Origin of the sequence: Streptomyces sp. NBC_00249 (genome assembly GCF_026342355.1) — a bacterium.
In the GTDB taxonomy this organism is placed as follows: domain Bacteria; phylum Actinomycetota; class Actinomycetes; order Streptomycetales; family Streptomycetaceae; genus Streptomyces.
Genome location: NZ_JAPEMV010000010.1, coordinates 37,003 through 61,749, shown reverse-complemented (window position 1 = coordinate 61,749; position 24,747 = coordinate 37,003). Strand labels below are relative to the sequence as shown.

Annotated in this window: 27 protein-coding genes; 12 read left to right on the top strand and 15 right to left on the bottom strand. The window is 70.5% G+C overall.

From position 1 onward, the window contains the following. Nucleotides 1–367: 367 nt before the first annotated feature. Both OOK31_RS34145 and OOK31_RS34140 read left to right on the top strand, forming a co-directional pair. Nucleotides 368–1,045: a response regulator transcription factor gene (locus tag OOK31_RS34145; RefSeq protein WP_214933356.1), complete on the top strand. Its 678-nt coding sequence runs from the start codon at nucleotides 368–370 to the stop codon at nucleotides 1,043–1,045. Between the two features lie 37 nt (nucleotides 1,046–1,082). Next, nucleotides 1,083–2,348: an ATP-binding protein gene (locus OOK31_RS34140; RefSeq protein WP_267091288.1), complete on the top strand. Its 1,266-nt coding sequence runs from the start codon at nucleotides 1,083–1,085 to the stop codon at nucleotides 2,346–2,348. A gap of 39 nt (nucleotides 2,349–2,387) precedes the next feature. Here the strand turns inward: OOK31_RS34140 and OOK31_RS34135 are convergent, their stop codons facing one another. Then, nucleotides 2,388–2,918 carry a GtrA family protein gene (locus OOK31_RS34135; protein WP_267091287.1) on the bottom strand — a complete coding sequence of 177 codons (531 nt, stop codon included), beginning with the start codon at nucleotides 2,916–2,918 and terminating at the stop codon, nucleotides 2,388–2,390. Nucleotides 2,919–3,118: 200 nt separating this feature from the next. Here OOK31_RS34135 and OOK31_RS34130 point away from each other — a divergent pair, with 200 nt between their 5' ends. Then, nucleotides 3,119–4,258 carry a 5-(carboxyamino)imidazole ribonucleotide synthase gene (locus OOK31_RS34130; protein ID WP_267091286.1) on the top strand — a complete coding sequence of 380 codons (1,140 nt, stop codon included), beginning with the start codon at nucleotides 3,119–3,121 and terminating at the stop codon, nucleotides 4,256–4,258. A 12-nt stretch (nucleotides 4,259–4,270) separates the two neighbouring features. Here OOK31_RS34130 and OOK31_RS34125 read toward each other — a convergent pair whose 3' ends face one another. Next, the gene (locus tag OOK31_RS34125; protein ID WP_267091285.1) at nucleotides 4,271–5,473 is read right to left on the bottom strand and encodes an RNA-guided endonuclease TnpB family protein; all 1,203 of its coding nucleotides are present in this window, start codon (nucleotides 5,471–5,473) and stop codon (nucleotides 4,271–4,273) included. Nucleotides 5,474–5,634: 161 nt separating this feature from the next. Here OOK31_RS34125 and purE point away from each other — a divergent pair, with 161 nt between their 5' ends. The 3 genes from purE (at nucleotide 5,635) to OOK31_RS34110 (ending at nucleotide 9,046) form a co-directional block, all read left to right on the top strand. Then, nucleotides 5,635–6,171 (top strand): 5-(carboxyamino)imidazole ribonucleotide mutase, encoded by a 537-nt coding sequence (gene purE, locus OOK31_RS34120; RefSeq protein WP_267091284.1) that lies wholly within the window; start codon nucleotides 5,635–5,637, stop codon nucleotides 6,169–6,171. Next, a complete protein-coding gene (locus OOK31_RS34115) occupies nucleotides 6,168–7,346 on the top strand; it encodes a dipeptidase (protein ID WP_267091283.1) in 1,179 nt (392 codons plus the stop codon). The genes purE and OOK31_RS34115 overlap by 4 nt, the downstream gene beginning before the upstream one ends. Before the next feature lie 584 nt (nucleotides 7,347–7,930). Next, nucleotides 7,931–9,046, top strand: coding sequence for a membrane dipeptidase (locus OOK31_RS34110; protein WP_267091282.1), 1,116 nt, complete (start codon nucleotides 7,931–7,933; stop codon nucleotides 9,044–9,046). Here OOK31_RS34110 and OOK31_RS34105 read toward each other — a convergent pair. Beyond that, nucleotides 9,043–10,239 (bottom strand): glycosyltransferase family 87 protein, encoded by a 1,197-nt coding sequence (locus OOK31_RS34105; protein ID WP_267091281.1) that lies wholly within the window; start codon nucleotides 10,237–10,239, stop codon nucleotides 9,043–9,045. The genes OOK31_RS34110 and OOK31_RS34105 overlap by 4 nt on opposite strands. Nucleotides 10,240–10,653: 414 nt before the next feature. Further along, the gene (locus OOK31_RS34100) at nucleotides 10,654–11,997 is read right to left on the bottom strand and encodes a UDP-glucose/GDP-mannose dehydrogenase family protein (protein WP_267091280.1); all 1,344 of its coding nucleotides are present in this window, start codon (nucleotides 11,995–11,997) and stop codon (nucleotides 10,654–10,656) included. Between the two features lie 185 nt (nucleotides 11,998–12,182). Here OOK31_RS34100 and OOK31_RS34095 point away from each other — a divergent pair, with 185 nt between their 5' ends. Both OOK31_RS34095 and OOK31_RS34090 read left to right on the top strand, forming a co-directional pair. Continuing rightward, nucleotides 12,183–13,355 (top strand): acyl-CoA dehydrogenase family protein, encoded by a 1,173-nt coding sequence (locus OOK31_RS34095; RefSeq protein ID WP_189971097.1) that lies wholly within the window; start codon nucleotides 12,183–12,185, stop codon nucleotides 13,353–13,355. A gap of 176 nt (nucleotides 13,356–13,531) precedes the next feature. Then, entirely contained in the window at nucleotides 13,532–14,179 is a 648-nt protein-coding gene (locus OOK31_RS34090; protein ID WP_267091279.1) for a hypothetical protein, read from the top strand. Between the two features lie 12 nt (nucleotides 14,180–14,191). Here OOK31_RS34090 and OOK31_RS34085 read toward each other — a convergent pair whose 3' ends face one another. The 9 genes from OOK31_RS34085 to OOK31_RS34045 all read right to left on the bottom strand — a co-directional run bounded on the left by OOK31_RS34085 (nucleotide 14,192) and on the right by OOK31_RS34045 (nucleotide 18,339). Further along, entirely contained in the window at nucleotides 14,192–14,674 is a 483-nt protein-coding gene (locus tag OOK31_RS34085) for a hypothetical protein (protein ID WP_267091278.1), read from the bottom strand. A gap of 80 nt (nucleotides 14,675–14,754) precedes the next feature. Continuing rightward, nucleotides 14,755–14,979 (bottom strand): DUF397 domain-containing protein, encoded by a 225-nt coding sequence (locus OOK31_RS34080; RefSeq protein ID WP_267091277.1) that lies wholly within the window; start codon nucleotides 14,977–14,979, stop codon nucleotides 14,755–14,757. 56 nt (nucleotides 14,980–15,035) lie between these two features. After that, complete coding sequence (locus tag OOK31_RS34075) at nucleotides 15,036–15,260, bottom strand: hypothetical protein (protein WP_267091276.1); 225 nt, start codon at nucleotides 15,258–15,260, stop codon at nucleotides 15,036–15,038. Then, entirely contained in the window at nucleotides 15,260–15,463 is a 204-nt protein-coding gene (locus OOK31_RS34070; RefSeq protein ID WP_267091275.1) for a hypothetical protein, read from the bottom strand. Before OOK31_RS34070 ends, OOK31_RS34075 begins: the two co-directional genes overlap by 1 nt. Before the next feature lie 93 nt (nucleotides 15,464–15,556). Continuing rightward, entirely contained in the window at nucleotides 15,557–16,405 is an 849-nt protein-coding gene (locus OOK31_RS34065; protein ID WP_267091274.1) for a helix-turn-helix transcriptional regulator, read from the bottom strand. A 26-nt stretch (nucleotides 16,406–16,431) separates the two neighbouring features. Beyond that, a complete protein-coding gene (locus tag OOK31_RS34060) occupies nucleotides 16,432–16,962 on the bottom strand; it encodes a DUF6879 family protein (RefSeq protein WP_267091273.1) in 531 nt (176 codons plus the stop codon). Further along, entirely contained in the window at nucleotides 16,937–17,194 is a 258-nt protein-coding gene (locus OOK31_RS34055; RefSeq protein ID WP_267091272.1) for a hypothetical protein, read from the bottom strand. Before OOK31_RS34055 ends, OOK31_RS34060 begins: the two co-directional genes overlap by 26 nt. Before the next feature lie 92 nt (nucleotides 17,195–17,286). Next, nucleotides 17,287–17,478, bottom strand: coding sequence for a hypothetical protein (locus OOK31_RS34050; RefSeq protein WP_267091271.1), 192 nt, complete (start codon nucleotides 17,476–17,478; stop codon nucleotides 17,287–17,289). Between the two features lie 9 nt (nucleotides 17,479–17,487). After that, nucleotides 17,488–18,339: a helix-turn-helix transcriptional regulator gene (locus tag OOK31_RS34045; RefSeq protein ID WP_267091270.1), complete on the bottom strand. Its 852-nt coding sequence runs from the start codon at nucleotides 18,337–18,339 to the stop codon at nucleotides 17,488–17,490. 199 nt (nucleotides 18,340–18,538) lie between these two features. Here OOK31_RS34045 and OOK31_RS34040 point away from each other — a divergent pair, with 199 nt between their 5' ends. From OOK31_RS34040 to OOK31_RS34030, 3 genes are all read left to right on the top strand, one after another. Beyond that, nucleotides 18,539–19,015: an ATP-binding protein gene (locus tag OOK31_RS34040; protein WP_267091269.1), complete on the top strand. Its 477-nt coding sequence runs from the start codon at nucleotides 18,539–18,541 to the stop codon at nucleotides 19,013–19,015. 392 nt (nucleotides 19,016–19,407) lie between these two features. Continuing rightward, complete coding sequence (locus OOK31_RS34035; protein ID WP_267091268.1) at nucleotides 19,408–20,490, top strand: NDP-sugar synthase; 1,083 nt, start codon at nucleotides 19,408–19,410, stop codon at nucleotides 20,488–20,490. A gap of 113 nt (nucleotides 20,491–20,603) precedes the next feature. Further along, nucleotides 20,604–21,320, top strand: coding sequence for a polyprenol monophosphomannose synthase (locus tag OOK31_RS34030; RefSeq protein ID WP_267091545.1), 717 nt, complete (start codon nucleotides 20,604–20,606; stop codon nucleotides 21,318–21,320). Between the two features lie 79 nt (nucleotides 21,321–21,399). Here OOK31_RS34030 and OOK31_RS34025 read toward each other — a convergent pair whose 3' ends face one another. Continuing rightward, nucleotides 21,400–22,542: an acyltransferase gene (locus tag OOK31_RS34025; protein ID WP_267091267.1), complete on the bottom strand. Its 1,143-nt coding sequence runs from the start codon at nucleotides 22,540–22,542 to the stop codon at nucleotides 21,400–21,402. Nucleotides 22,543–22,720: 178 nt separating this feature from the next. Then, a complete protein-coding gene (locus OOK31_RS34020; protein WP_267091266.1) occupies nucleotides 22,721–24,103 on the bottom strand; it encodes an LCP family protein in 1,383 nt (460 codons plus the stop codon). Nucleotides 24,104–24,209: 106 nt separating this feature from the next. Here OOK31_RS34020 and OOK31_RS34015 point away from each other — a divergent pair, with 106 nt between their 5' ends. Further along, nucleotides 24,210–24,746, top strand: coding sequence for an acyl-CoA thioesterase (locus tag OOK31_RS34015; RefSeq protein ID WP_267091265.1), 537 nt, complete (start codon nucleotides 24,210–24,212; stop codon nucleotides 24,744–24,746). Nucleotide 24,747: the final 1 nt, after the last annotated feature.

The window sequence follows — 24,747 nt, the reverse complement described above, 5'->3', positions numbered from 1 at the left end:
TCTCGACCTCCGGGTGAGGAGACGAAGGGACAGCATTCACCGGGATCCACACCCCTCGCGCAGCATCGCGCTCAGGGCCCGGCCCACAGGTCATTCACTGTCATCTGGGCCGGACGAAGCCGACCAGAGCAGAATTTGAGGTCCCAGGCTCGCTTTTCGGCACAAAGGACCCCTGGGTAGTGCATCAGGCGTCTCGCCACCATACGACAGGACACTGCGGCATATGGAAGGACTTGAGATATGGATCACAGGATTCCGGGGAACCGTTTGACCATATTCGAAGGCCGTTAGTAGTTCATAAGCCCAGTTCGTGAGGGGTCTGTGGGCAGGGGCCTCCTTTCAGCCGCCGCGGACTACCATCACCCACATGACGCGTGTACTGCTCGCCGAGGACGACGCATCCATCTCGGAACCCCTGGCCCGCGCCCTGCGCCGGGAGGGTTACGAGGTCGAGGTCCGCGAGGACGGCCCCACCGCCCTGGACGCCGGACTGCAGGGCGGCGTCGACCTCGTCGTCCTGGACCTCGGGCTGCCCGGCATGGACGGCCTGGAAGTGGCCCGGCGCCTGCGCGCCGAAGGACACGGCTTCCCGATCCTGGTGCTCACCGCCCGGGCCGACGAGGTCGACACGGTCGTCGGCCTGGACGCCGGCGCCGACGACTACGTGACCAAGCCCTTCCGGCTCGCCGAGCTGCTGGCCCGCGTCCGGGCCCTGCTGCGGCGCGGCGCCAACGAGACCGCCCAGGCCCCCGCCACCCACGGCGTGCGCATCGACGTCGAGTCGCACCGCGCCTGGATGGGCGAGGAGGAGCTCCAGCTCACGGCGAAGGAGTTCGACCTGCTGCGCGTCCTGGTCCGCGACGCCGGCCGGGTCGTCACCCGCGACCAGCTGATGCGCGAGGTCTGGGACACCACCTGGTGGTCCTCCACCAAGACCCTCGACATGCACATCTCCTGGCTCCGCAAGAAGCTCGGCGACGACGCCGCGAACCCCCGCTACATCGCCACCGTCCGCGGCGTCGGCTTCCGCTTCGAGAAGAGCTGACCCCGCGCCCCGCCGCATCTAGGGCATCCTCGGATCCATGCGCCGCCGCCTGATCAACTCCACGCTCGCCGTGGTGCTCGTCGTGATCGCCGTGTTCGGGGTCTCCCTCGTCATCGTGGAGACCCGGACCATCACCAGCAGTGCCCAGGACCGCATCGGCTCCGAGGCCCTGCGGCTGCTCGGCATCGTCGAGGCGGACTTCTTGGAGCACAAGCCGGTCGATGCCCACGCCCTCGCCGAGCAGCTCGACCTCGGCACGTACGCCCGCATCACCGTCCCCGGGCAGCCGGCCGTCGAGGTCGGCTCCCCGATCCAGGACAGCGTCATCCGGGGCACCGCGCGCGGGGAGCAGGGCGAGTCCGTGGTGGTCGAGGGGTCCCGCTCCACGGTCACCAGGGAGGTCGGCCGCACCCTGGCCGTGGTCGGGGCGGTGGCGCTGCTGGCCGTCGTCGCGGCCGTCCTGCTCGCCGTACGCCAGGCCAACCGGCTGGCCTCCCCGCTCACCGACCTCGCCGAGACCGCCGAACGCCTCGGCTCCGGCGACCCCCGGCCCCGGCACAAGCGGTACGGGGTCCCCGAGCTGGACCGGGTCGCGGACGTACTGGACTCCAGCGCGGAGCGGATCGCCAGGATGCTGACCGCCGAACGGCGCCTCGCCGCGGACGCCTCGCACCAGCTGCGGACCCCGCTGACGGCCCTGTCGATGCGGCTGGAGGAGATCACGGTCACCGAGGACCTGGAGACCGTACGGGAGGAGGCGACCATCGCCCTCACCCAGGTGGAGCGGCTCACCGACGTGGTGCAACGGCTGCTGACGAACTCCCGCGACCCCCGGACCGGCTCCGCGGTCCCCTTCGACCTGGACGAGGTCGTCAAACAGCAGGTGGAGGAGTGGCGGCCGGCCTACCGCAGCGCCGGACGGGCCATCGTGCGCTCCGGGAAGACGGGCATGCGGGCCGTCGGCACCCCCGGCGCCGTCTCACAGGTCCTCGCGACCCTCGTGGAGAACGCCCTGATGCACGGCGGCGGCACCGTCGCCCTGCGCACCCGCGTCACCGGCAACCAGGCCGTACTGGAAGTCACGGACGAGGGCCCCGGCGTCCCCCCGGACCTCGGCAACAGGATCTTCGAGCGGGCCATCAGCGGCCGCAACTCCACCGGCATCGGCCTGGCCGTCGCCCGTGACCTCGCCGAGGCCGACGGCGGCCGCCTGGAGCTCCTCCAGGGCCAGCCGCCGGTGTTCGCGCTGTTCCTCAGCCGCACCGCACCAGAGCCCACCGAACCGGAGCGCACGGTCCGGTAGCGGGAGCCGGGAGCCGGGGAGCTGGGCGTACCAGGGGAACTAGTTGCTGGCGGGCTCGGGCGTACGCGGGGTGACCGGCGCGTCCGCGCCGCCGTCACGCTGCTCCACGACCAGGGACGGCGCGGCGGTCGTCGGCAGGGCCTTGAACACCCACGTCCGGTACGACCAGAAACGGAAGACCGTCGCCACGGCCATGCCGAAGAACTTGAAGACGTTGTTCTGCAGCGAGCTGTCCAGGCCGAACCCGTACGTCGCCACGTAGAGCACACCGCTCTCGATGACCATCCCGATCGCGCTGAACAGCACGAACAGGATCATCTCGCGACGCCGGCTGCCCAGGTCGCGGTCCCGGTAGGTGAAGTAGCGGAAGCCGATGTAGTTGGTGACGATGGCCACCACGATGGCTATGACGTTCGCGCGCACGGTCTGGAGGTCGGTCGTGCTCCGGAGCAGGTTGAACACACCGAAATTGACCAGGACGCCCAGCCCGCCCACCGCGCCGAACTTGACGGCCTCCCGGGCGAGACCGCGGAAGCGCTCGGACAGCGGTGCTGCTTTCGGCGTGCTCATGTGAAGGTTCAGTCCCTGTCCGTCGTCGGCGCCCGCGCGTCACGGCGTAGGCGTAGGCGTCTCTCGATCTCGTCAACCCGTCCATGTTAAGTGTCGCCCCCACGGTCCGTACGTGCCTTCGGGGGCCGTGCGACGCACGGCACACGGGGACGCGCCAGGCCACGTCCAGATGGCGGAATACCGACGGATACCCTGGAGCGGTGACGTTCCCGGTAGTCGGCATGGTCGGCGGCGGACAGCTCGCCCGCATGACCCACGAGGCGGGTATCCCCCTCGGCATCAGATTCAAGATCCTCAGTGACACCCCACAGGACTCGGCGGCCCAGGTCGTGAGCGACGTCGTCATCGGCGACTATCGCGACCTGGAGACGCTGCGCGCCTTCGCGCGCGGCTGCGACGTGATCACCTTCGATCACGAGCACGTACCCACCGAACACCTCAGGGCCCTGGAAGCGGACGGCATCCCCGTCCGCCCGGGGCCCGACGCGTTGGTGCACGCCCAGGACAAGGGGGTGATGCGCGCCAAGCTCGACGAGATCGGCGCGCCCAGCCCCCGCCACCGGATCGTGAGCGATCCGGCGGACGTGGCGGCCTTCGCGGACGAGGTGGGCGGCTTCCCGGTCATCCTCAAGACGGTGCGCGGCGGGTACGACGGCAAGGGCGTGTGGTTCGTCCGCACGCCCGAGGATGCGGAGGCCCCCTTCAGGGCGGGCGTGCCGGTCCTCGCGGAGGAGAAGGTCGATTACGTCCGCGAGCTCGCGGCCAACATCGTCCGCTCCCCCCACGGCCAGGCCGTGGCCTACCCCGTCGTCGAGTCCATCCAGGTGGACGGCGTGTGCGACACGGTCATCGCACCCGCCCCGAACCTCTCCGAGGCCCTCGCGGGCGAGGCGCAGGCCCTGGCCCTGCGCATCGCCAAGGAGCTCGACGTGACCGGCCACCTGGCCGTGGAACTGTTCGAGACCACCGACGGCCGCATCCTCGTCAACGAACTGGCCATGCGCCCGCACAACAGCGGCCACTGGAGCCAGGACGGTGCCATCACCTCCCAGTTCACCAACCACGTCCGCGCGGTCCTGGACCTCCCCCTGGGCGACCCCCGCCCCCGGGCCCGCTGGACGGTCATGGCCAACGTGCTCGGCGGTGACTACCCCGACATGTACGCGGCGTACCTGCACTGCATGGCCCACGACCCGCAGCTGAAGATCCACATGTACGGCAAGGACGTGAAACACGGCCGCAAGGTCGGCCACGTCAACACCTACGGCGACGATCTGGACGATGTGCTGGAGCGCGCACGTCACGCAGCCGGCTACCTCAGAGGAACCATCACCGATTGACCTGCCCCCTCCCTAGCGGGAGGGGGTCCCCACCCTCGCGGGTGGGGTTTCCTGCTTCGCCACGGACCGCCCCGGCCGAGAGGAGGACTCCCGTTGAGGTCTGACGTCCGCTCCACAGGCAGTGACCGCCAGCCCGGCGGCCAGAAGGTTGATCGCTGCGTTCCCGTCCCGGTCATGGGTCGTCCCGCAGTTCACGCAGGTCCACTCGCGGACGTCCAAGGGCATCGCGTCGGCGACGGCCCCGCAGGCCGAGCACCGCTTGGTGCTGGGGAACCAGCGGTCCACGGTGATCAGCTCACGCCCGTACCAGGCGGCCTTGTACTCCAGCATGCGCCGCAACTCCCGCCAGCCCGCGTCGCCGAGGGCGCGCGCGAGGCGGTGGTTCCCGAGCAAGCCGTGCACGGCGAGGTCCTCGATCACGAGCGTTTGGTTCTCGCGCACGAGTCGAGTCGTCAGCTTGTGAAGATGGTCCCGTCGCCGGTCGGTGATCCGGGCGTGGACCCTCGCCACCCGGGTGCGGGCCTTCGCCCGGTTGTTGCTGCCCTTCTCTTTCCGGGACAGCGCCCGCTGGGCGCGCGCCAGGCGTTTCCGGTCCCTGCGCTCGTGCCTCGGGTTCTGGGTCTTCTCTCCGTTGGAGAGCGTGACCAGGGACGTCAATCCGACGTCGATGCCGATCGCGTTCGTCGTGCCGGGCATCGGGGCCGGGGTGTCCTCGCAGAGCAGGGAGACGAACCAGCGCCCGGCAGGGTCACGGGAGACCGTGACCGTGGACGGCATCGCCCCGGTGGGCAGGGGACGGGACCACACGACGTCCAGCGGCTCGGCCATCTTCGCCAGTGTCAGCCTGCTGTCCGTGTAGCGGAAGGCACTTCGCGTGTACTCGGCGCTAGCCCGAGACCTCCGTTTCGATTTGAAGCGCGGGTGTTTCGCCCGCTTCGCCCAGAACCCGACGAACGCCGCTTGCAGGTGCCTGAGCGTCTGCTGGAGCGGTACCGAGGACACCTCGGCCAGAAAGGCCAGCTCCTCGGTCTTCTTCCACGCCGTGAGCATCGCCGATGTCTGCCCGAAGCCCACATGCTCCTGGCCGGTCGCCCACGCCTCGGATCGGGCGGCGAGCGCCAGGTTGTAGACCTTCCGGACACAGCCGAACGTCCGCGACAGCTCCGCTGCCTGCGCGTCGTTCGGATAGAAGCGGTACTTGAAAGCCCGCTTCACGGAAGAAACCCCCACGCCCTGGACGCTAGGGGCGGCCACAGCCTGAACACAAGCTCGGGTCATAGCGTCACAGACCAGTACATTCCCGCAGTGCGGCTCCAGGCCGTGGCTGCGTTTCCTACCCCGGCCGAGGCCGGGGATTCCCACGCAAGGAGATCGGGATGAGCACGTCCCCCACAGGTCCCGTCATCGGCATCGTCATGGGCTCGGACTCCGACTGGTCCGTCATGGAGGCCGCCGCCCAGGCACTCGACGAGTTCGAGATCCCGTACGAGGTCGACGTCCTCTCCGCCCACCGGATGCCGCGCGAGATGGTCGCGTACGGGGAGCAGGCCGCCGAGCGCGGCCTGAAGGCGATCATCGCGGGCGCGGGCGGCGCCGCCCACCTGCCCGGCATGCTGGCCTCGGTCACCCCGCTCCCGGTCATCGGCGTCCCCGTCCCGCTGAAGTACCTCGACGGCATGGACTCCCTGCTGTCGATCGTGCAGATGCCCGCCGGGGTTCCCGTCGCCACCGTCTCCATCGCCGGGGCGCGCAACGCGGGCCTGCTGGCCGTACGGATGCTCGCCGCGCACGACACGGAGCTGCTGGCCCGCATGCGGGACTTCCAGCAGGAGCTCAACGACCAGGCCACCGAGAAGGGCAAGCGGCTGCGTACGAAGGTCGCGGGCGCGGAATCCTTCGGATTCGGCAAGTGAGCGCGGCGCAGCGCCTGGACGAGGCGCGTGACCTGCTGGCCGAACACCCCGTCGTCGACGGCCACAACGACCTCCCCTGGGCGCTGCGCGAGCAGGTCCGCTACGACCTCGACCAGCGGGACATCGCCGGCGACCAGAGCGGCCACCTGCACACCGACATCCCCCGGCTGCGCGCCGGCGGGGTCGGCGCCCAGTTCTGGTCCGTCTACGTACGGTCCGACTACGCCGGCGACGAGGCGGTCAGCGCCACCCTGGAGCAGATTGACGCGGTCGACCAGCTGATCGCCCGCTACCCCGGGGCACTGGTGCGGGCGCTGACGGCCGACGACATGGAGGCCGCCCGCGCCGAGGGCCGGATCGCCTCGCTGATGGGGGCCGAGGGCGGCCACTCCATCAACAACTCGCTGGCCACCCTGCGCGCCCTGCACCGGCTGGGCGTGCGGTACATGACGCTCACGCACAACGACACCATCGACTGGGCGGATTCGGCGACGGACGAGCCCCGGCACGGCGGCCTGAGCGACTTCGGCCGCGAGGTCGTCCGGGAGATGAACCGGATCGGCATGCTGGTGGACCTCTCGCACGTCGCCGCGACGACGATGCGCGACGCGCTCGCCGTCTCGGCGGCGCCGGTGGTCTTCTCGCACTCCTCGGCGCGGGCGGTCTGCGACCACCCGCGCAACATCCCGGACGACGTCCTGGAGCTGCTGCCCGCCAACGGCGGCGTCGCGATGGCCACCTTCGTACCGAAGTTCGTCCTCCCGGCGGCCGTCGCGTGGACGGCGGCGGCCGACGAGAACCTGCGCGCGCACGGCTTCCACCACCTCGACACCACCCCGGAGGCGATGGCCCTGCACCGGGCCTTCGAGGAGGCGAACCCGCGCCCGACGGCCACCGCCGCCACGGTCGCCGACCACCTGGACCACATGCGCGAGGTGGCGGGCGTCGACCACATCGGCATCGGCGGGGACTACGACGGCACGGCCTTCACCCCGTCCGGCCTGGACGACGTCGCGGGCTACCCGAACCTGATCGCGGAACTCCTCACCCGCGGCTGGTCCCGCCCGGACCTCGCGAAGCTCACCTGGTCCAACGCGGTCCGCGCCCTCCGCGACGCGGAATCCGTGTCCCGCGACCTCACGACGACCAGAGGCCCGTCGAACGCCCACCTGTAGGGCTGGGGGCGGGGTCGGGGACGGGGTGGGGTGCCGTCCGGGATAGGCATGATTTATGGCGCCCCTTCCGGAGTGGTTTTGCGGTTCGGCACCGCGCGCCAACAAATCACGTTTTACATCCCGGACGACACCCCACCCCGTCCCCGACCCCTCACGTCTCTGATCCGGTCCAGGTCCCTTGATCCCGCGTGGCCCCCTTTCCCGGCTACGCCGGCCAAATCCAGCCCCGCCGCCACATCCAGCCTCGCCGGCGTTTGAGGCGCGGGGTCTGGGGCGGAGCCCCAGGTCTGTGAGCCGCACCGGCCACCTTCAGCCTCGCCGGCGTTTGAGGCGTGGGGGTCTGGGGCGGAGCCCCAGGTCTTGGAGCCGCGCCGGCTCTGAGGCGGGAACGGTGGAAGGGCGGGTAGGGGACGGCTCCGGGCAGCGGGGCATCCGGTACCGCCCGGCCAGGGCAGGGGCAGCGGGACGGGTCCGGTACCGCCCGGGCGGGGGCGCAGGGCCCGCCCGGCGTGGCACGGGATACCGCCCGGCCAGGGCAAGGGCCACCCGAACGCCCCACCCGCCAGGCGCCCCACCCGCCCCGCATGTCACGGTGGCAGCAGATCTCCCTGCTGCCGCCGAGACGCGAGACCGGAGCGAACGCCATGGCCGACCTGCAGGATGACCCTCACTCCGCCGGCGTCGGAGCCGAGGATGTTCCCGCCCCCACGGCAGCCGCCGGGGCCCTGGAACGGGCCGCCGCACTGCTCGCCGTCCATCCCGTCGCGGATGGCTGCAACACCCTCGTCTGGACCCTGCGCCAGAGCCCGTACCACGACATCGACACCCCGGACAGCGGGGTGGACACCGACATCCCCCGGCTGCGTTCCGGCGGCGTCGGCGCCCAGTTCTGGACGCTCCTGACGCCCCGCGAGGCCGCCTCCTGCGACCAGGTGGTGTCGGACACCCTCGAACAGATCGACGTGGCGCTGGCCCTGATGCGCCGCTACCCCGACGGCCTGTGCCTCGCGCTGAGCGCCGACGACCTGGTCGACGCCCGCAACCGGGGCCGGATCGCCTCGTTCCTCGGCCCCGTTCCCGGCCGTACGCTGACCGACTCGCTGGGCGCGCTGCGCGCCTTCCACGCGCTGGGCGTACGCCTCCTCGCGCCCGCGGGCGCGTCCTGGGCGGAGGAGGGGCTGACGGCCTTCGGCCACGAGGTGGTCCGGGAGGCGAACCGGCTGGCGATGCTGCTGGACCTGACCGGCTGCCCGCCGGTGGCCGCCTGCCAGCTGGCGGGGGCCTCGAAGGCGCCGGTGATCGTCTCGAACACGGGGGCCGCGGCGCTCAACCCGCATCCGGGGAACGTCGCCGACGAGGTGCTGCTCGCGCTGCGCGCGGCGAACGGGCTGGCGATGGTCACCTTCGACACCGAGCGTACGGGGGACTCCCTGCACGCGGTCGCGGACCACGTGGAACACGTACGGGCCCTCGCGGGCCCGGAAGGTGTCGGCCTGGGCGCCGGCTTCGGCGCCGAGCAGGGAAGTCCCCGCCCGACCGGTCTGACCGATCCCTCGGGCTACCCGAGGCTGATCGCGGAACTGCTGGAGCGGGGCTGGTCGGAGACCGACCTGACCCTGCTGACCTGGGGCAATGCCCAGCGGGTGCTGCGCGACGCGGAGTTCACGGCCCGCGCCGCACAGCACCGCAAGACCTCTTAGGCGAGGGCGCCCTTCGGCAGGACGGTGGCCTTCCACAGGCGCAGTCCGGACCACACCGTGGCGTAGAGCAGGATGCCGTTGCGCGCGCACAGCAGGATGGTGCCGAGCGTGGTGTTGGTGAGGATGTCCGAGCCGTACCAGACCGGGAAGATCAGCGTGGTGAGCGCGGTGGCGACGACCAGCAGCCAGGCGATCGGGCGCTGGGTGGTGTGCCGGGAGGTCAGGCAGACGGCGGCGAGGCCGAGCAGCCAGATCATGTACTGCGGGCTGATGACGCGGCTGGTCACCGTGAAGACCATGATGGCGCAGAGCGCGGCGTCGAACGGCGTCGCGGTGGACCAGCGGTTGGCCTTGACGCGCCACAGCAGGAGCAGCAGGAAGCCGATCACGGTCAGGCCGAGGGAGGCCCGGGCGATGCTCGACACGTACGGGCCGACGTACTCGAAGGCGCCGTACTGGAAGTTGATCTTGCCGGGCCAGAGGTCGACGAGCTTGGCCGCCATCAGCGCGCTGCCGCCGAGGGACTCGACCTGCACGCCGCGGTCGCCCTGGTTGCCCAGGAAGCCGAGGGTGTCGCGGAACAGCGCGGCGAAGACGGCGAGCAGCGCGACGCAGGACAGCGCGGCCGCGATGACGGCGTCCCGCGTGGACTTGCCGCGCGGGGTGCCGAGGAGGGCGAGCAGCGGCCACACCTTGACCATGGCGCCGATGCCGGCGATGACGCCGCCGAGGCGGGGGCGGTAGCGCAGGCACAGCAGCGAGGCGACGGCGAGCAGGGTGACCTGGACGTCGTAGCGGGCGAACGGGGTCGCCATCAGCATCGGCAGCGTGACGAGCCACAGCGCGGCGCCGGCCATGCTGCCGTCGTTGCGGCGGGCGGCCCGCATGAGGCCGACCAGGATCACCGCGTCGCAGAGCACCGTCAGGGCGACGAAGGCCTGGAAGTAGGTGAGGAAGGGGAGCAGGTCGGGCGAGAGGAAGATCGCCGCGGCCGCCGGGGGGTACTGCCACATGATGTCGTTCTGCGGCAGCGTCCACGTGACGAGGACGTTGTACCAGTTGTGGTAGGTCGCGGTGACCTCCACGCGGACGACGTTCGAGCTGAAGAAGTCGTTGACGAGCATCCAGAGCATCGCGGCACGGGACACCAGCCAGAAGCCCGCGATGCCCAGAAGGGCTCCGCGACCTCGCATGGCTGCTTCGAAGGATCCCCGCCGGTCACGCGTGGCGGGCGCCGCCGTCGCAGATGCGGTGGGGTTGGTCGGGGGGCTGCTGGTCGTGGTCATCGGCCCGAAGTCTACCTAGTCATTTATTCCACTTCCTTGACTGAGGCCGATCAAAAATGGGTATCGGTATACGCCCTGGTCAGCCGGGGCCACCCGATTTCCCCTTCCGCGTACGGCCACCCGAACCACCCCGACCGTTCAGGCGCGGGGTCGGCCCGGGGTCAGGCGCGGGGCCGGCCCATCGCGCGGTAGGTCCAGCCGGCGGCCCGCCACACGGCCGGGTCCCCTCCTTCACGCGGCCCTCGCACCGTTCGGCGCCGGGGCGCCTCACGGGCTTCGGGTCGCTGCGCCGGACTCCGTCCGTCGGAGTGCCGCCCGGGGTCAGGCGCGGGGTCGGCCCATCGCGCGGTAGGTCCAGCCGGCGGCCCGCCACACCGCGGGGTCGAGCGCGTTGCGGCCGTCCAGGATCAGGCGGTCGGTGACGGCCTCGCCGAGCACCGCCGGGTCGAGGTCGCGGAACTCGCGCCACTCGGTGAGGTGCAGGACGACCTCCGCCCCGCGGGCCGCCGCGAGCGCGGAGTCGGCGTAGCCGAGGGTGGGGAAGACGCGGCGGGCGTTGTCCATGCCCTTGGGGTCGTAGACCGTGACCTGGCCGCCCTGGAGGTGGATCTGCCCGGCGACGTTGAGCGCGGGGGAGTCGCGGACGTCGTCCGAGTCGGGCTTGAAGGTGGCGCCGAGGACGGCGACCCGCTTCCCCAGGAAGGATCCGCCGACCGCCTCGCGGGCGAGCTCCACCATGTGCCCGCGGCGGCGCATGTTGATGGAGTCGACCTCCCGCAGGAAGGTCAGGGCCTGGTCGGCGCCCAGCTCGCCGGCCCGGGCCATGAAGGCCCGGATGTCCTTCGGCAGGCAGCCGCCGCCGAAGCCGATCCCCGCACGCAGGAACTTCGCGCCGATCCGCTCGTCGTAGCCGATGGCCTCCGCCAGCTTGACCACGTCGCCGCCGGCGGCCTCACAGACCTCGGCCATCGCGTTGATGAAGGAGATCTTGGTGGCGAGGAAGGAGTTGGCGGCGGTCTTCACCAGCTCGGCGGTGGGGAAGTCGGTCACCACCAGCGGGGTGCCCTCCCCCATCGGGGTCTCGTAGACCTCTCGCAGCACCTTCTCGGCGCGCTCGCCCCGCACTCCGATGACGATCCGGTCCGGGTGGAGGGTGTCCTGGACGGCGAAGCCCTCGCGCAGGAACTCCGGGTTCCAGGCCAGCTCCACCTCCGCGCCCGCCGGGGCCAGCTCCACGAGCTTCGCCGCGAGGCGCTCCGCCGAGCCCACCGGCACGGTGGACTTGCCGACGACCAGCACGGGCCGGGTCAGGTGCGGGGCGAGGGACTCCATCGCCGCGTCCACGTAGCTCATGTCGCAGGCGTACTCGCCGTGCTTCTGCGGGGTGTTCACGCAGACGAAGTGGACGTCGCCGAACTCCCCGACCTCCTCCCAGGACGTGGTGAAGCGGAGCCGCCCGGTGGAGCCCGGCAGCCCGGCGACGTGCGCGGCGAGGAGCTCCTCCAGCCCGGGCTCGTACATCGGGACCCGGCCCCCGGCCAGCATCTCGATCTTCTCCGGGACCACGTCCAGCCCCAGCACCTCGAAACCGAGCTCGGCCATCGCGGCGGCGTGCGTCGCGCCGAGATATCCGGTGCCGATCACGGTGATCTTGAGGGGGGCCATGGGTGCTCCAGAGGTGCGGGGCCGTTTGCGGCCACCGAGCATAGTCGCGCCCGTGACCGGGCACGTCTCAGCTGTCGCACAGCTCACGTACGCCGTACATATCGCTGCCGGGACACCGGACACTAAGATTTCGGTTACTTAACGGTAGTTAGCATCACGCATCATCATCTGGGGAGTGAGAGATCTTGGCGGGTTCTGCCGACTTCGACCTGTACCGCCCGGCCGAGGAGCACGACATGCTCCGCGAGTCCGTCCGCTCGCTCGCCGAGGCGAAGATCCTCCCGTTCGCCGCCGCGGTCGACGAGGAATCCCGCTTCCCGCAGGAGGCCCTGGACGCCCTGGTCGCCAGCGACCTGCACGCCGTCCACGTGCCCGAGACCTACGGCGGCGCCGGCGCCGACGCCCTCGCCACCGTGATCGTGATCGAGGAGGTCGCCCGCGTGTGCGCGTCCTCCTCCCTCATCCCGGCCGTGAACAAGCTCGGCTCGCTCCCCGTGATCCTCTCCGGTTCCGAGGAGCTCAAGGCCAAGTACCTGGGCCCGCTGGCCAAGGGCGACGCGATGTTCTCGTACGCCCTCTCCGAGCCCGACGCGGGCTCGGACGCGGCGGGCATGAAGACCCGCGCGGTGCGCGACGGCGACTTCTGGGTGCTCAACGGCGTCAAGCGCTGGATCACCAACGCGGGCGTCTCCGAGTACTACACGGTCATGGCCGTCACCGACCCGGAGAAGCGCTCCAAGGGCATCTCGGCCTTCGTCGTCGAGAAGTCGGACGAGGGTGTCTCCTTCGGCGCCCCCGAGAAGAAGCTCGGCATCAAGGGCTCCCCGACGCGCGAGGTCTACCTCGACAACGTCCGCATCCCCGCCGACCGCATGATCGGCGCCGAGGGCACCGGATTCGCCACCGCGATGAAGACCCTCGACCACACCCGCATCACCATCGCCGCCCAGGCACTCGGCATCGCCCAGGGCGCCCTCGACTACGCCAAGGGCTACGTCCAGGAGCGCAAGCAGTTCGGCAAGCCGATCGGCGACTTCCAGGGCGTGCAGTTCATGCTCGCGGACATGGCCATGAAGATCGAGGCCGCCCGCCAGCTGACCTACGCGGCCGCCGCCAAGTCGGAGCGGGTGTCCGCCGGAGGTGAAAAGGAGGACCTCACCTTCTTCGGTGCCGCCGCCAAGTGCTTCGCCTCCGACGTGGCCATGGAGGTCACCACGGACGCCGTCCAGCTCCTCGGCGGCTACGGCTACACGCGCGACTACCCGGTCGAGCGCATGATGCGCGACGCGAAGATCACGCAGATCTACGAGGGCACGAACCAGGTCCAGCGCATCGTCATGGCGCGCAACCTGCCGTAACGGGGAAACCCTGACCTGCCGCAGACACGGACGACCCCCGGCGCGCCGCCGGGGGTCGTCCGTGTCTGCGGCAGTGCGCGACCCTCGGCCGCCCGACCCAAGCGGAATCCGTACTTCCTGATGCGGTTAGGCTGTGCGCCGGTCGGTCATCGGTGCATGGTTGGGGCGGAAACAAGATGCTTACAGAACGCCAGATATCGGGCATACTTCGGCAGATCGCAAGCCAGGACGTCATCGAAATCGGCCCCGAGATGTCCACGGGACGGCTGGCCGCCCTGGCCCACATGGTCGAGCAGTACGGCTTCGAGTACGGCGAATCGCGCCGGACGGGCGGCCAGAACAACTCGCTCGTCCTCGTCCGGATGTACCGGGACCCCCGCCCCGAGGCGCGTGCCCGCGAGGCGGCCACCATCGCCGCGTACCCGCAGGCGGGAAACGGCGGGGCGGTACCCGGGATGCGGCAGGGGTCGCTGAAGCCCCTCCCCGAAGCGCTTGAGGCCGTCGCCCGGATGAAGGACCGGATCGGGTTCGACGTCATGGCCAAGGCCGCGGACAAGCGCCAGAAGACGATCGCATGGGGATCGTGCGGTGTCCTGGCCCTGGTCCTGCTCATCGCCGGGATGCCGGTCGCCGCGCTGGCCGGCGGGGCCGCGCTCGCCGCGTTCCTGGCCGGCGCGTTCAAGCTGGGCGAGATCCGCCGACAGCGCATCGCGCAGCGTCTGACGGACGCCGGTTTCGTCCCCGTGCAGGACCAGTACGGCAGGCAGCGCTTCCTGCGCCCTGGCCAGCAACTGCCCGGCCACACCAATCCGTTCGCCTCCTGACAGCTCGTCCACTCAACGGTGCGGGCAGGACAGTTCGGGCCTGGACCGGTTCGGCGAGCAAGTCACCACGGCTACGGACCGGAACAGCGTTCCGTTCAGGTAGTGGCCCCATGACACGTCCCCGCCCCAGGTCAGCCGCTCCACCGCTGCTTCGACCAGGAGCGCCAGCCGGGTCGCTTCCCGGTCCGCTTGCGAGGCGAACCGGGGCGCAGCCTCCGCCAACTGGAGGCCGAGCCATTCCCCCGCCCCCTTCGGTTCCTCCCACGTGCCCTTGACCACCCCACGCGGTTTCATCAGCCAGTGGGCGGTCTGTATCGGCGGCAGGTCGGTCGCAGTGAACTCCGCGACCACCTCCCGATACCGCTCCACAAGCCGCTGCGAAGCCGCATCACCCGGCAGGGCGGGCGGGGGCGGGTCGGCATGCGGTGGCCGCCGCAGGGCTTCGTTGTCGAATGTCTTCTTCTCTCCGACCCATGCGTAACCGTGGTGGTGCACTGCCGCTCCGTCTCAAGGAAGGGCGACGGCCCTACCCGTTGGCGTGTGGGCGGGGCCGTCGGTCAGATGGTGCTCAGGGGTCAGGCGGAGAGGTCGAACCGTGCGGGGTCGATGCCCGCCGCGTCCAGCTCCGCCGTGGTGAACCGCAGCGGCTCGGCGTTCGGCCGCTTGCTGTCACCCATGGCCCACGCGTCCGGGCCGATCCTGGCGAGCGTCACGCACGCCTCGCCGTCCGGGTGCGTGTTGCCGCCGCATGCCTTCGAGAACTCGACTCCCTCGATGGGGAGCCCGTACAGGTCGGTCATCGTCGTGCCCTTCCTGATCTGCTGACGGCCGCCGAAGAGCCGGCCGCCCCCCCGCCCTAGCGGACGGAAGCCTTCGAGACCCTCATGGCTTCGGCCATCTGCTCCACCACGTCGGCCGGGAGCATCCCCAGGTGCACGTAGGCGTGGCCGTTGTGGGTGACGGTGGGCCGAATGCCGGTCCATGCGCCCTCGGGAACACCCAGGACGGCCAGAGCCGCCCGTATCGCCTCGGCGGCGTCAGCGGCTCGGGTCCGGCGGTCGCGCCACGTCTGCATGTCCATCAGTGGCCGGTCCTGTGCATCCGGAGCAGGACGTTGCAGTCGACGATCGTGCTGTTGTCCCGCTCCATCGCAGCGGCCTTCCGGAGCTTCGCCAGCCGCGCGCACTCGGGGCAGCCGGCCACGGGCCGGGGCGCCGGGCGCTCCGTCCGCAGGGGCAGCACCACTGGTGCTTCCTGCCACCGCGTGGGTTCAGTCGTGGTCACGCCGCGCCCTCCCGATCGCTTCGAGGTCGATGGGACGACCCTAGAAACCGGGGTATCCAGGCAGCCACGTTCTTGCAGGACCTTGCACGCGAACTACCCGAGAGAGGTAATCGCCTCCGAGATCAAAGCCCGGGCGGGAGCGCCGTGTACGGCGATCTTGGACAGCTCGGAGAAGGCTTTCGAGTATGTGGCGACCTCGCTCGGGGCCGAGGCGTTCACGGCGGCCGTCAGTAGCTCGACGCTCGCCTGCCGGTTGTCGAACAGGTAGAAGGCTTCCAACGGCCAGACGCGCCGCTGAGCCGTGAAGGGGATCACCCCCAGGCTCACGTTCGGCAAGGCCATGACCGCCAGCAGGTAGCCCAGCTGTCCGGCCATGGTCGCCTCATCGCCGATGCGGTAGCGGAGCACCGTTTCTTCCAGCAGCAGCGCGAAGCGATGGTCGCCCTCGTGGAGGACCCGCGAGCGCTCGATGCGGGAGGCCGCCGCCGTCTCCGAGTCGTCCGGCGTGCCTTGAAAGGCGGCGATGGTCGACAGCAGGGCCGTCGCGTACGCCTTGGTCTGGAGCATTCCCGGCACCACGTTCGAGCAGTACACGCGGAAGTGGCGGGTCTGCTGGTACAGGGGAACGACTTCTTCCTGGGCCCGCCGCATGCCGTGCCGGTGGAGCTTCTGCCAGTGGACGAACATCTGATCGGCTTGCTGATTCGCCGCGATCAGGTCGTCTGTCTGGTCCTCTGCTCCGCATGCCTTGCACCAGGCGCGGATGTCGGCGGCCGACGCGGGGGTCTTGGCCCGCTCGATGCGGGACGACTTCGCGGGGCTCCAGCCGCAGCGAAGAGCCAACTCGTGCCCGGTCAGCTCCGCGTCTTTGCGCAGGCCCCCGAGACGGGTGGCGATGGCCTCACGGGCGGCCTGGGCGCTGGACGAGGGGGACGCAGACATGAGTGGGCTCTTCGTGTTCCGTCAGGTCAGACCGTGTACTTCTCGTGCGGGACGCCGCGCTCCCAGACTGCCTCGAACGCCGCTGCGGCCAGTCGTGCCACGGCCGTTTCGGAGCGAACCTCCCAGCTCGACGCGGACCAGTTTCCGTCACCGGAGAAGTGGTTGAAGAGCACGATTTCTCCGTCGAACACCCAGCAGTCGTTCCCGGGAAGCGCGATGTCCGAAGCCTGGCGCCTGGGCAGCCAGCGGACCTGCTCGCCGGCGTGAAGGTTGACCACGGTGCCGGCGTGCTCGTACCGGATGTAGTCGGTCACCGGTTCCGACACGACGCGAGCGCGGCGAACGGTCACGCCTCGGGCGACCGTGCCACGCATCAGATCGACCCACGGCGTCCAGTAGGCAGACGTCGGGTCGACGTCGCGCCTGCCTGTGCGCTTCCAGGTCTCGAAGTCCTCGGCCTCGTCGCCGAGACCGTACGAGTCACGCAGTTCCAGGTGTACAGCCGAGTGCTTGGCTGCCGCCAGCAGCTCGTCAAAGCCCGGTTCGCTCTGCGACATCGCAGGCCTTCCTGAGCATCGGCACCATGCTGGCCGGAATCCGAACCACGGCTTCGTGCGGCGGGATACCTGGAGCGTGCCCCGGGGCTTCGAAGGCCGCGCACTCCGCCTCCAGCCGCTCGTCCGGCTTCCAGCCCTGAAGCACCAGCTCCCCGTTCTCCTCGTCCACCCACACGGTGGGGGAACCCTGCTGCCCGCTGTCCGGATCGATCCCGATGAACCGTAGTGCCATGGCTGCCTCCGGTGTCGAGTGGCTTGCGCCGACTTGCACGAGCTTGGTCGTGGTGGCGCACCAGCGTCAAGAGGGCCTCCGAGCCGCCGTGCTCAGAGCAGGTGGTCGGCCTTGCCGGCCTTGATGTCCAGGATCAGCTGACGGAGGGCGTCGCCGGTGTCGGTGAGGTACGCGTCCTCCTGGCCGGCGACGGCGATGTAGCTGTTTCCGTCCGCGTCCGTGCCGAGGCGGTAGCAGTTGTTGCCCTCTCCGCAGAAGGCGTCTTCCCAGGAAATGTCACGCATGGCGTTCCTTCAGAGGTTGGCGGCGATCGTGTGGATGAACTCGCGAGAGGCCTCGGGTGACAGAGCCGACTTGGCCATCCACTCCAAGTGGCTCCAGTACTTGGCCAGCTGGGCCGGGTCGTGCATGAAGGCCGGGCCGTGCGCGGTGTCGACCTGAGCCGTGTCGAGGCTCCGGACCGGCCCCTCCGCGTACAGGAGGGCGTGTCCGGCACCGGGGAAGATGCCGAGTTCGACAGGGAGCACGCGGAGCGTGATGTGCTCCCGCTCGCCCTGCTCGTTCAGGTGGACGAGCTGTCGGCGGGCCGCGTCACGTCCGCCGAACTGCATGCGCAGCGCGGCCTCGTGTACGTAGCCGACGTACGTGGTCGGCCGGTCACCCCGAAGCACCTGCTGTCGGGCGTGGCGATGGGATACGCGCGTTTCCACTTCGAGCCGTGGCAGCTCCGGCAGTACGGCGCCGAACACGGCCCGCGCGTAGTCCTCGGTCTGGAGCAGTCCGGGGATGTGCACGGTCTGGGCCGTGTACAGGCGGGTCGCGTGCCACTCCAGTTCAGCGATGTCGAGGAGACCGGCCGGGAGTTTGCCGCGGTACTCGTGCCACCACCCGCGCGCCCGGGGCTGGGCCATCTCGGCGAGGGCGTCCAGGTATGCCTCATCGGTGCAGGAGCAGCCGTCGGCCAGAACGCGTAGCCGCTCGGTGCTGAGCGTGCGGACCCCCGACTCGATGTTCGAGATCTTCCCTCGGTCCAGGCCCAGCAGCCCCGCTGCCGTGTCGGCCGTCATGCCGGCTGCCGTGCGCATGCGCCGCAGTTCTGCGCCCAGCCTTGCCTGTCGGTACGTCGGTGTGGTCCTCGGTGGCATGACCGCAGTCTGCCGCCCGCCACCCCGAACATCCAAGGTGATGCAATTACCACTGACTAGGTGGCGCACTAATCACTACTTGCCCTACGTTCGGTAGCGCAACGCTCACGCAAGGGAGTCGAAGCGCACCGGTTCCCCCTGCCCACCCGCAGGGGCGACCCGGCAGGCCACGGCGCCCGCCCACCGCAAGGAGTCAGCGATGTACCGAACCGTCACCACCTGCCAGGCGGAGCCCGCCCCCACCCCGTACCCCGCGCCCTCCCCGTACGCGCTCAGCTACAGCGTCACCCTCCCCGGCGAGCCGTACAGCGCGGCCGTCGCGCGCAGGACCGTCGCCGAGGTGCTGCGGACGCACCGGCTCGACGGGCTGGTGCCGGCCTCCGTACAAGTCACCGGCGAGCTGATGGCCGCCGGCTGGCACAGCAGCCCGGGCGAGGACCTCTACCTCTCCGTCCGCTACCGGGACGACTCGCTGCGCCTGATCGTCTACGACGCCCACGGCCCCCACCCCCACCCCCGCCTCGCCGCGCTCTGCGAGGCCCGCCGCCGGGGGCACCTGCGGGTGCTCGCCGCCGTGGTCCGGGACGGTCACGGGGAGTGGGGCTTCGGTCCGGCCCGCGAGCCCGGCGGCGGGACACGGAGCTGGGCCGCGCTGCCGTACCGTCCGGCCGGGTAGAAGGGGCAAGGGTTCGTAACGGGTTGCCGACAGGTTCGCAGCGACCGGCCGTCAACCCGGCGGGGCGATGCAGCCTCCCGCGCCGGATCCGTGGGGGGAGACTTCGGGGGCGCCGCTGGGCCCCCGCGCCCGGGGCGAGCCGGGCGCAGGGCTCTGACCAGGGGCGATGGCCCGCACGGTGGGCCGTCGTGCGTGGCGGGCCCTCTGTATAGGGGACAGCCGTCCGCAACGGGGTCCGATGTGCCGCAATCCGCCCGTCTCCGCGAGGGCCCCCGCCCGTAACCGGAACGTGGCCGTCGGCGGCCCCGGCGGACCCTCGTCCGGGCTTTGCACCCCCCCGGATGGGCTAAATTTGAACCTTCGTACGCCCGAACCGGTTGGGGAGAAGACAAATGACGGAAGCGATCCTGCTGGTTGGCGGGCAGGGGACGCGACTGCGCCCCGTGACGGTCAACACCCCCAAGCCGATGGTTCCGGCAGCGGGTGTGCCCTTCCTCGCCCACCAGATAGCCAGGGCCGCCGCCGCCGGTGTCACGCACATCGTGATGGCCACCTGCTACCTCGCCGAGGTCTTCGAGCCCTACTTCGGCGACGGTTCCGACTTCGGCATCACCCTCGAGTACGTCGTCGAGGACGAGCCGCTCGGCACCGGCGGTGCCATCCGCAACGCCGCGCAGCGCCTGACCGGCGGCCCGGACTCCCCCGTCCTCGTCTTCAACGGCGACATCCTGACGGGCCTGGACATCGCCGGCCTGGTCGAGTCCCACCAGGCCGCCGACGCCGACGTCTCCCTGCACCTGGTGCGGGTCGAGGACCCGCGCGCCTTCGGCCTGGTCCCCACCGACTCCGAGGGGCGGGTGCTGGCCTTCACCGAGAAGCCGCAGACCCCCGAAGAGATCATCACCGACCAGATCAACGCCGGCTGCTACGTCTTCCGCCGCAGCGTCATCGACTCCATCCCGGCCGGCCGATCGGTATCCGTCGAGCGCGAGACCTTCCCCGGTCTGCTGGACTCCGGCGCCAAGCTGCACGGCGTCACCGAGGACACCTACTGGCTGGACCTCGGCAAGCCCGAGTCCTTCGTGCAGGCCTCGGCCGACCTCGTGCGCGGCATCGTGGCCTCCCCGGCCGTCCCCGGCCCGCGCGGTGAGGCCCTGGTGCTCCCGGGTGCCGTGGTGGCCGACGGGGCCAAGCTGTCGGGCGGTACCGTGGTGGGTGCCGGCGCCCGGATCGAATCGGGTGCGGTCGTCCAGGGCTCCATCGTCCTGGACGGTGCGACCCTCGGCCCGGACACGGTGGTGAGCGCGAGCCTCATCGGCGCCGGCGCCTCGGTGGGTTCGCGCACGGTGGTGAACGGCGCGGTCATCGGTGACGGTGCCGTCGTAGGGGCTGACAACGAACTTCGCGCAGGGGTGCGGGTGTGGTGCGAGGCTGAACTGCCCGACGCCGCCGTCCGCTTCTCCTCTGACCGGTGACCAACTTCAGTGAGGCACAACCTGTGATAGGCGAGCAGCAGAACCCCCGCACGACCGACGTCGCAACCACGAAGCTCCCCGACACCTGGGCGCTCACGCCGCTCACCGTGGTGATGCCCACGTACAACGAGGCGGGCAACCTGCCGGGCATGGTGGAGCTGCTGATGGGTCTCGACCAGCCGGGCCTGCGCCTGCTGATCGTCGACGACTCCTCGCCCGACGGCACCGGCAAGATCGCCGACGAGCTGGCCGAGGGCTTCCTCACCGAGGACGGCAAGCCCCGCATGTCGGTCCTGCACCGCACCGCGAAGGACGGCCTCGGCCGTGCCTACGCGGCCGGCATGGCCAAGGCCGTCGAGGACGGCGCCGAGTACGTGCTCCAGATGGACGCGGACGGCTCCCACCCGGCCGGCAAGATCGCCGAGATGCTGGGCGTCGCCCGTTCCACCGGCGCCGGTCTGGTCGTCGGCTCCCGCTACGTGCCGGGCGGCACCCTCTCCGACGCCTGGGGCGCGCACCGCAAGCTGCTCTCCCGCTGGGCGAACGCCTACGCGAGCACCATCCTGGGCACCCGCGTCCGTGACATCACGGGCGGCTTCAACCTGTGGAGCGCCGACGCGCTGAAGGCGATCGACCTCGCGTCGATCGGCAGCGCCGGCTACAGCTTCCAGGTGGAGATGAAGTTCAAGGCCCTGCGCCGCAACTTCCAGGTGATGGAGGTCCCGATCCACTTCGAGGACCGCACCGTCGGCGAGTCGAAGATGAACCTGGCCGTCCAGCTGGAGTCCATCGCGATGCCGTGGAAGCTCCGCGCCCGCGCCGGCAAGTAAGCAGTAAGCAGTAAGCAGTACGCACGACGACACGGAGAAGGGGCACCCCCGAGGGGGTGCCCCTTCTCCGTGTCCGCCGCTACGAGGCCTTCGGCCGGGTCTCCAGGAACCGCTTCAGCCGGCCCGCCACCGGCCGCTCCACGAACCGCTGGATCAGCCACGAGGCGAGCAGCATCACGGCCGTCGCCGACAGCAGCAGCGTCCACGGCTCCACGTCCCGCCGCCACTTCTCGAGCAGGGTCACGCCGATCTGCTGGTGCAGCAGGTAGAGCGGGTACGACATGGCGCCCGCGACCGACAGCCAGCGCCAGTCGATCCGGTCCAGCCAGCCCAGGGCCACGGCGGCCATGACCGCGTAGCAGACGGTCACGACGAACAGGCACATCTCCCAGGAGAGCCGGTCGCCCTTGACCGTGTTCCACTGCACGATGTCGTTCAGCCACCGCTGCATCAGCAGCCAGGAGAACGCGAGGAGCACCCAGGGCTCGCCGGCGCGCGGGCCCTCGCGGCGGATCAGGTAGAAGCAGATGCCGGAGATGAACAGCGGCGAGTAGACCGGATTCGCCAGCACGTTCAGGATCGGCAGCCCGGAGCTGGGGGCCAGCAGCGAGGCGACCGTCCAGATCCAGCAGAAGTTCAGGACCTTGCGGTACGTCAGACCGGTCCAGGCGACCACCGCGAAGATCAGGTAGAACCGCACCTCGGACCAGAGCGTCCAGTACGACAGGTCCAGCTCGGAGCTGCCCAGCGGGGTCTGGAACATCGTCAGGTTGGTGAGGATCTGGCTCAGCCCCGGCCCCGCGCCGCCGAACGGCTTCCCGACGGCCAGCAGCACCGCCATGGTGGCCAGTACGCAGAACCAGTACGCGGGCCCCAGGCGGATGACCCGGCTGCGCAGGTAGCTGCCCAGCGGCCGCCCCCACGCCGACATGCAGATGACGAACCCGCTGATCATGAAGAACAGCTCCACGCCCAGCCAGCTGTAGCGGCCCACCACGGTGAGCCACCCGAAGGTGTCCCCGCCCCAGACCGACGGACGCGTGTAGTGGTGCAGGAGCACCACGACCGCCGCCACGATCCGCAGCCCGTCGAGGATCCGCAGCCGCGGCCGCGCCGCGCCCGGTCCGGGCCGGGGCTGCCCCGGCAACGACGGGAGGGCGAGGGGACGTTCGCCGTTCTCCGGGCGGGCGCCGAGGAGGCGCGGGAACGGCTGAAGGGACATGGATGCTCCACGGGCAGGACGGACGCGTGCCCGAGTTCTTCTACGGCAGCGCCGGGACGGTACGCCCAGCCGGTCTATCCCCCCGGGGCGTGGGCCGCCTCAGTCTTACGAGAAAAGCACCGCACTGTCCACCACACGTGCGACATCCCACGCCACCCGCCGGTCCCGCACGGCCGGTTCACTGCCCCCGTACGGTGACCTTTTCGTCCTTCTGGATCTGCTTGACCAGCTCCTGGACCTTCGCCTTGTCCCAGACGAGGTTCCCGCCGCGCTGGCCGGAAATCGGCATGTTCATCGACACGCCGTCACCACTGTTCACGCCCTTCATCGCGAAGAACATCTGACCCATGTCCCACAGGCCCATGTCCTTGTCCACGATCAGGGTGTCCAGGCCCGCGCCCATCACCGGATAGAGGGAGAAGGGGTTCAGGACCGTGGCCGGGGTCGCCGCCTGGCTCGCCAGCGCGCCCAGGAACTTCTGCTGGTTCTTCGTCCGTTGCAGGTCCGACTCGGCGAAGGCATAACGGGTCCGGACGAAGGCCAGCGACTGCTCGCCGTTGAGGGTCTGACGGCCCGCCTTGAAGTCGGCGCCCGACTTCTCGTCCTTGAAGGCCTGTTCGATGTCCAGCTCGACGCCGCCCAGCGCGTCCACGATGTTCGCGAAGCCGGCGAAGCCGATCTCGGCGTAGTGGTCGATGCGCAGACCGGTGTTGAACTCCACCGTCCGCACCAGCAGCTCCGGACCGTCCTCCGCGTACGCCGCGTTGAGCTTGGTCCGCTTGCCGGTGCCCGCGAACTTCTTTCCCGACTGGGAGCCGACGAAGGACGGGATCTCCACGTCCGAGTCGCGCGGCAGGGAGATCATGGTGTTCCCGCTGGAGCACTTCGCGAGGATCATCATCGAGTCCGTGCGCTTGCCCTCGGCGGAGCCCGTGTGGAGCTTCTTCTTCTCCTCGTCGGACATGCCCTCACGGCTGTCGGAGCCGACGATCAGGTACGTCGTGCAGTCGCCCTCCTTCGGGCGCTCGATCACCTTGGACAGGTCCACCTCCCGGCGGACCTTGGCATCGGCCCAGAAGTAGGTGCCGACGGTGGTGACGAGGAGCACCGAGCCCAGCACGATCGAACCGATCTTGATCCGTCTGCGCCAGTCCGGGGCCGGGCCGGCGGGGCCGCCCGCTCCGCCCGGACCGCCGGGACCGCCGGTGCGGCTGGGCCGGCCGGGACCGCCGGGGCCCGCGGGCCGGCCGTAGACCTGCCCGGTGTTGTAACCGCTGTCGAAGGAGGCGTCCGGGCCCTGACCCTGCGGGGGCACCCCGTACCCGGGAGGGTTCCCCGGCGGCGGTGCCTGCGGCGGCACCGGCGGCCGGGCGGGCCGCTGCGGGGGCTGCGCCGGGCGCTGCGGCGGCTGGGGCTGGGACCGGGGAGGCTGGGGCTGCCGCTGGACGTGCCGCATCCGCTGCGGTCCCTCCGGCTGCGCCTGCCCGCTGCCGCGCCCGTACCCGTCATCGCGGCGGCCGCGCGCGTCGCGCTCGCCGCTCCACCCGTCCCAGTCACTCATGGGCACAAGGATGCCTGGCCCGGCGTGTCGCCCGACACCCCGGTACCGGGTTCGTACCGGTGCTGTTGCAGAGCTGATGCCTGCAGTACCCACTTATGGTGGCTGTATGACAGAGATACCGCCCGCGCCGCCCGGCAAGCCGATCTCGGCTTCCCGGACCACCCTCAGCCACATCATGACCGCCAACGACACCAACCTCCTCGGCACGGTGCACGGCGGTGTGATCATGAAGCTGGTGGACGACGCGGCCGGCGCCGTGGCCGGACGCCACTCGGGCGGGCCCGCCGTCACCGCCTCCATGGACGAGATGGCCTTCCTCGCCCCGGTCCGCGTCGGCGACCTGGTGCACGTCCGGGCGCAGTGCAACTGGACCGGCCGCTCCTCGATGGAGATCGGCGTACGGGTCCTCGCGGAGCGGTGGAACGAGTCCACCCCCGCCACCCAGGTCGGCAGCGCCTACCTCGTCTTCACGGCCGTCGACGCCGAGGGCAAGCCCCGCCAGGTCCCGCCCGTCGTCCCGGAGACCGAGCAGGACGAGCGCCGCTACCAGGAGGCGCAGATCCGCCGCACCCACCGGCTCGCCCGCCGCCAGGCCATCACCGAGCTCCGCGAGCGCCGCTCCGCCGAGGGCCTCGACGACTGAC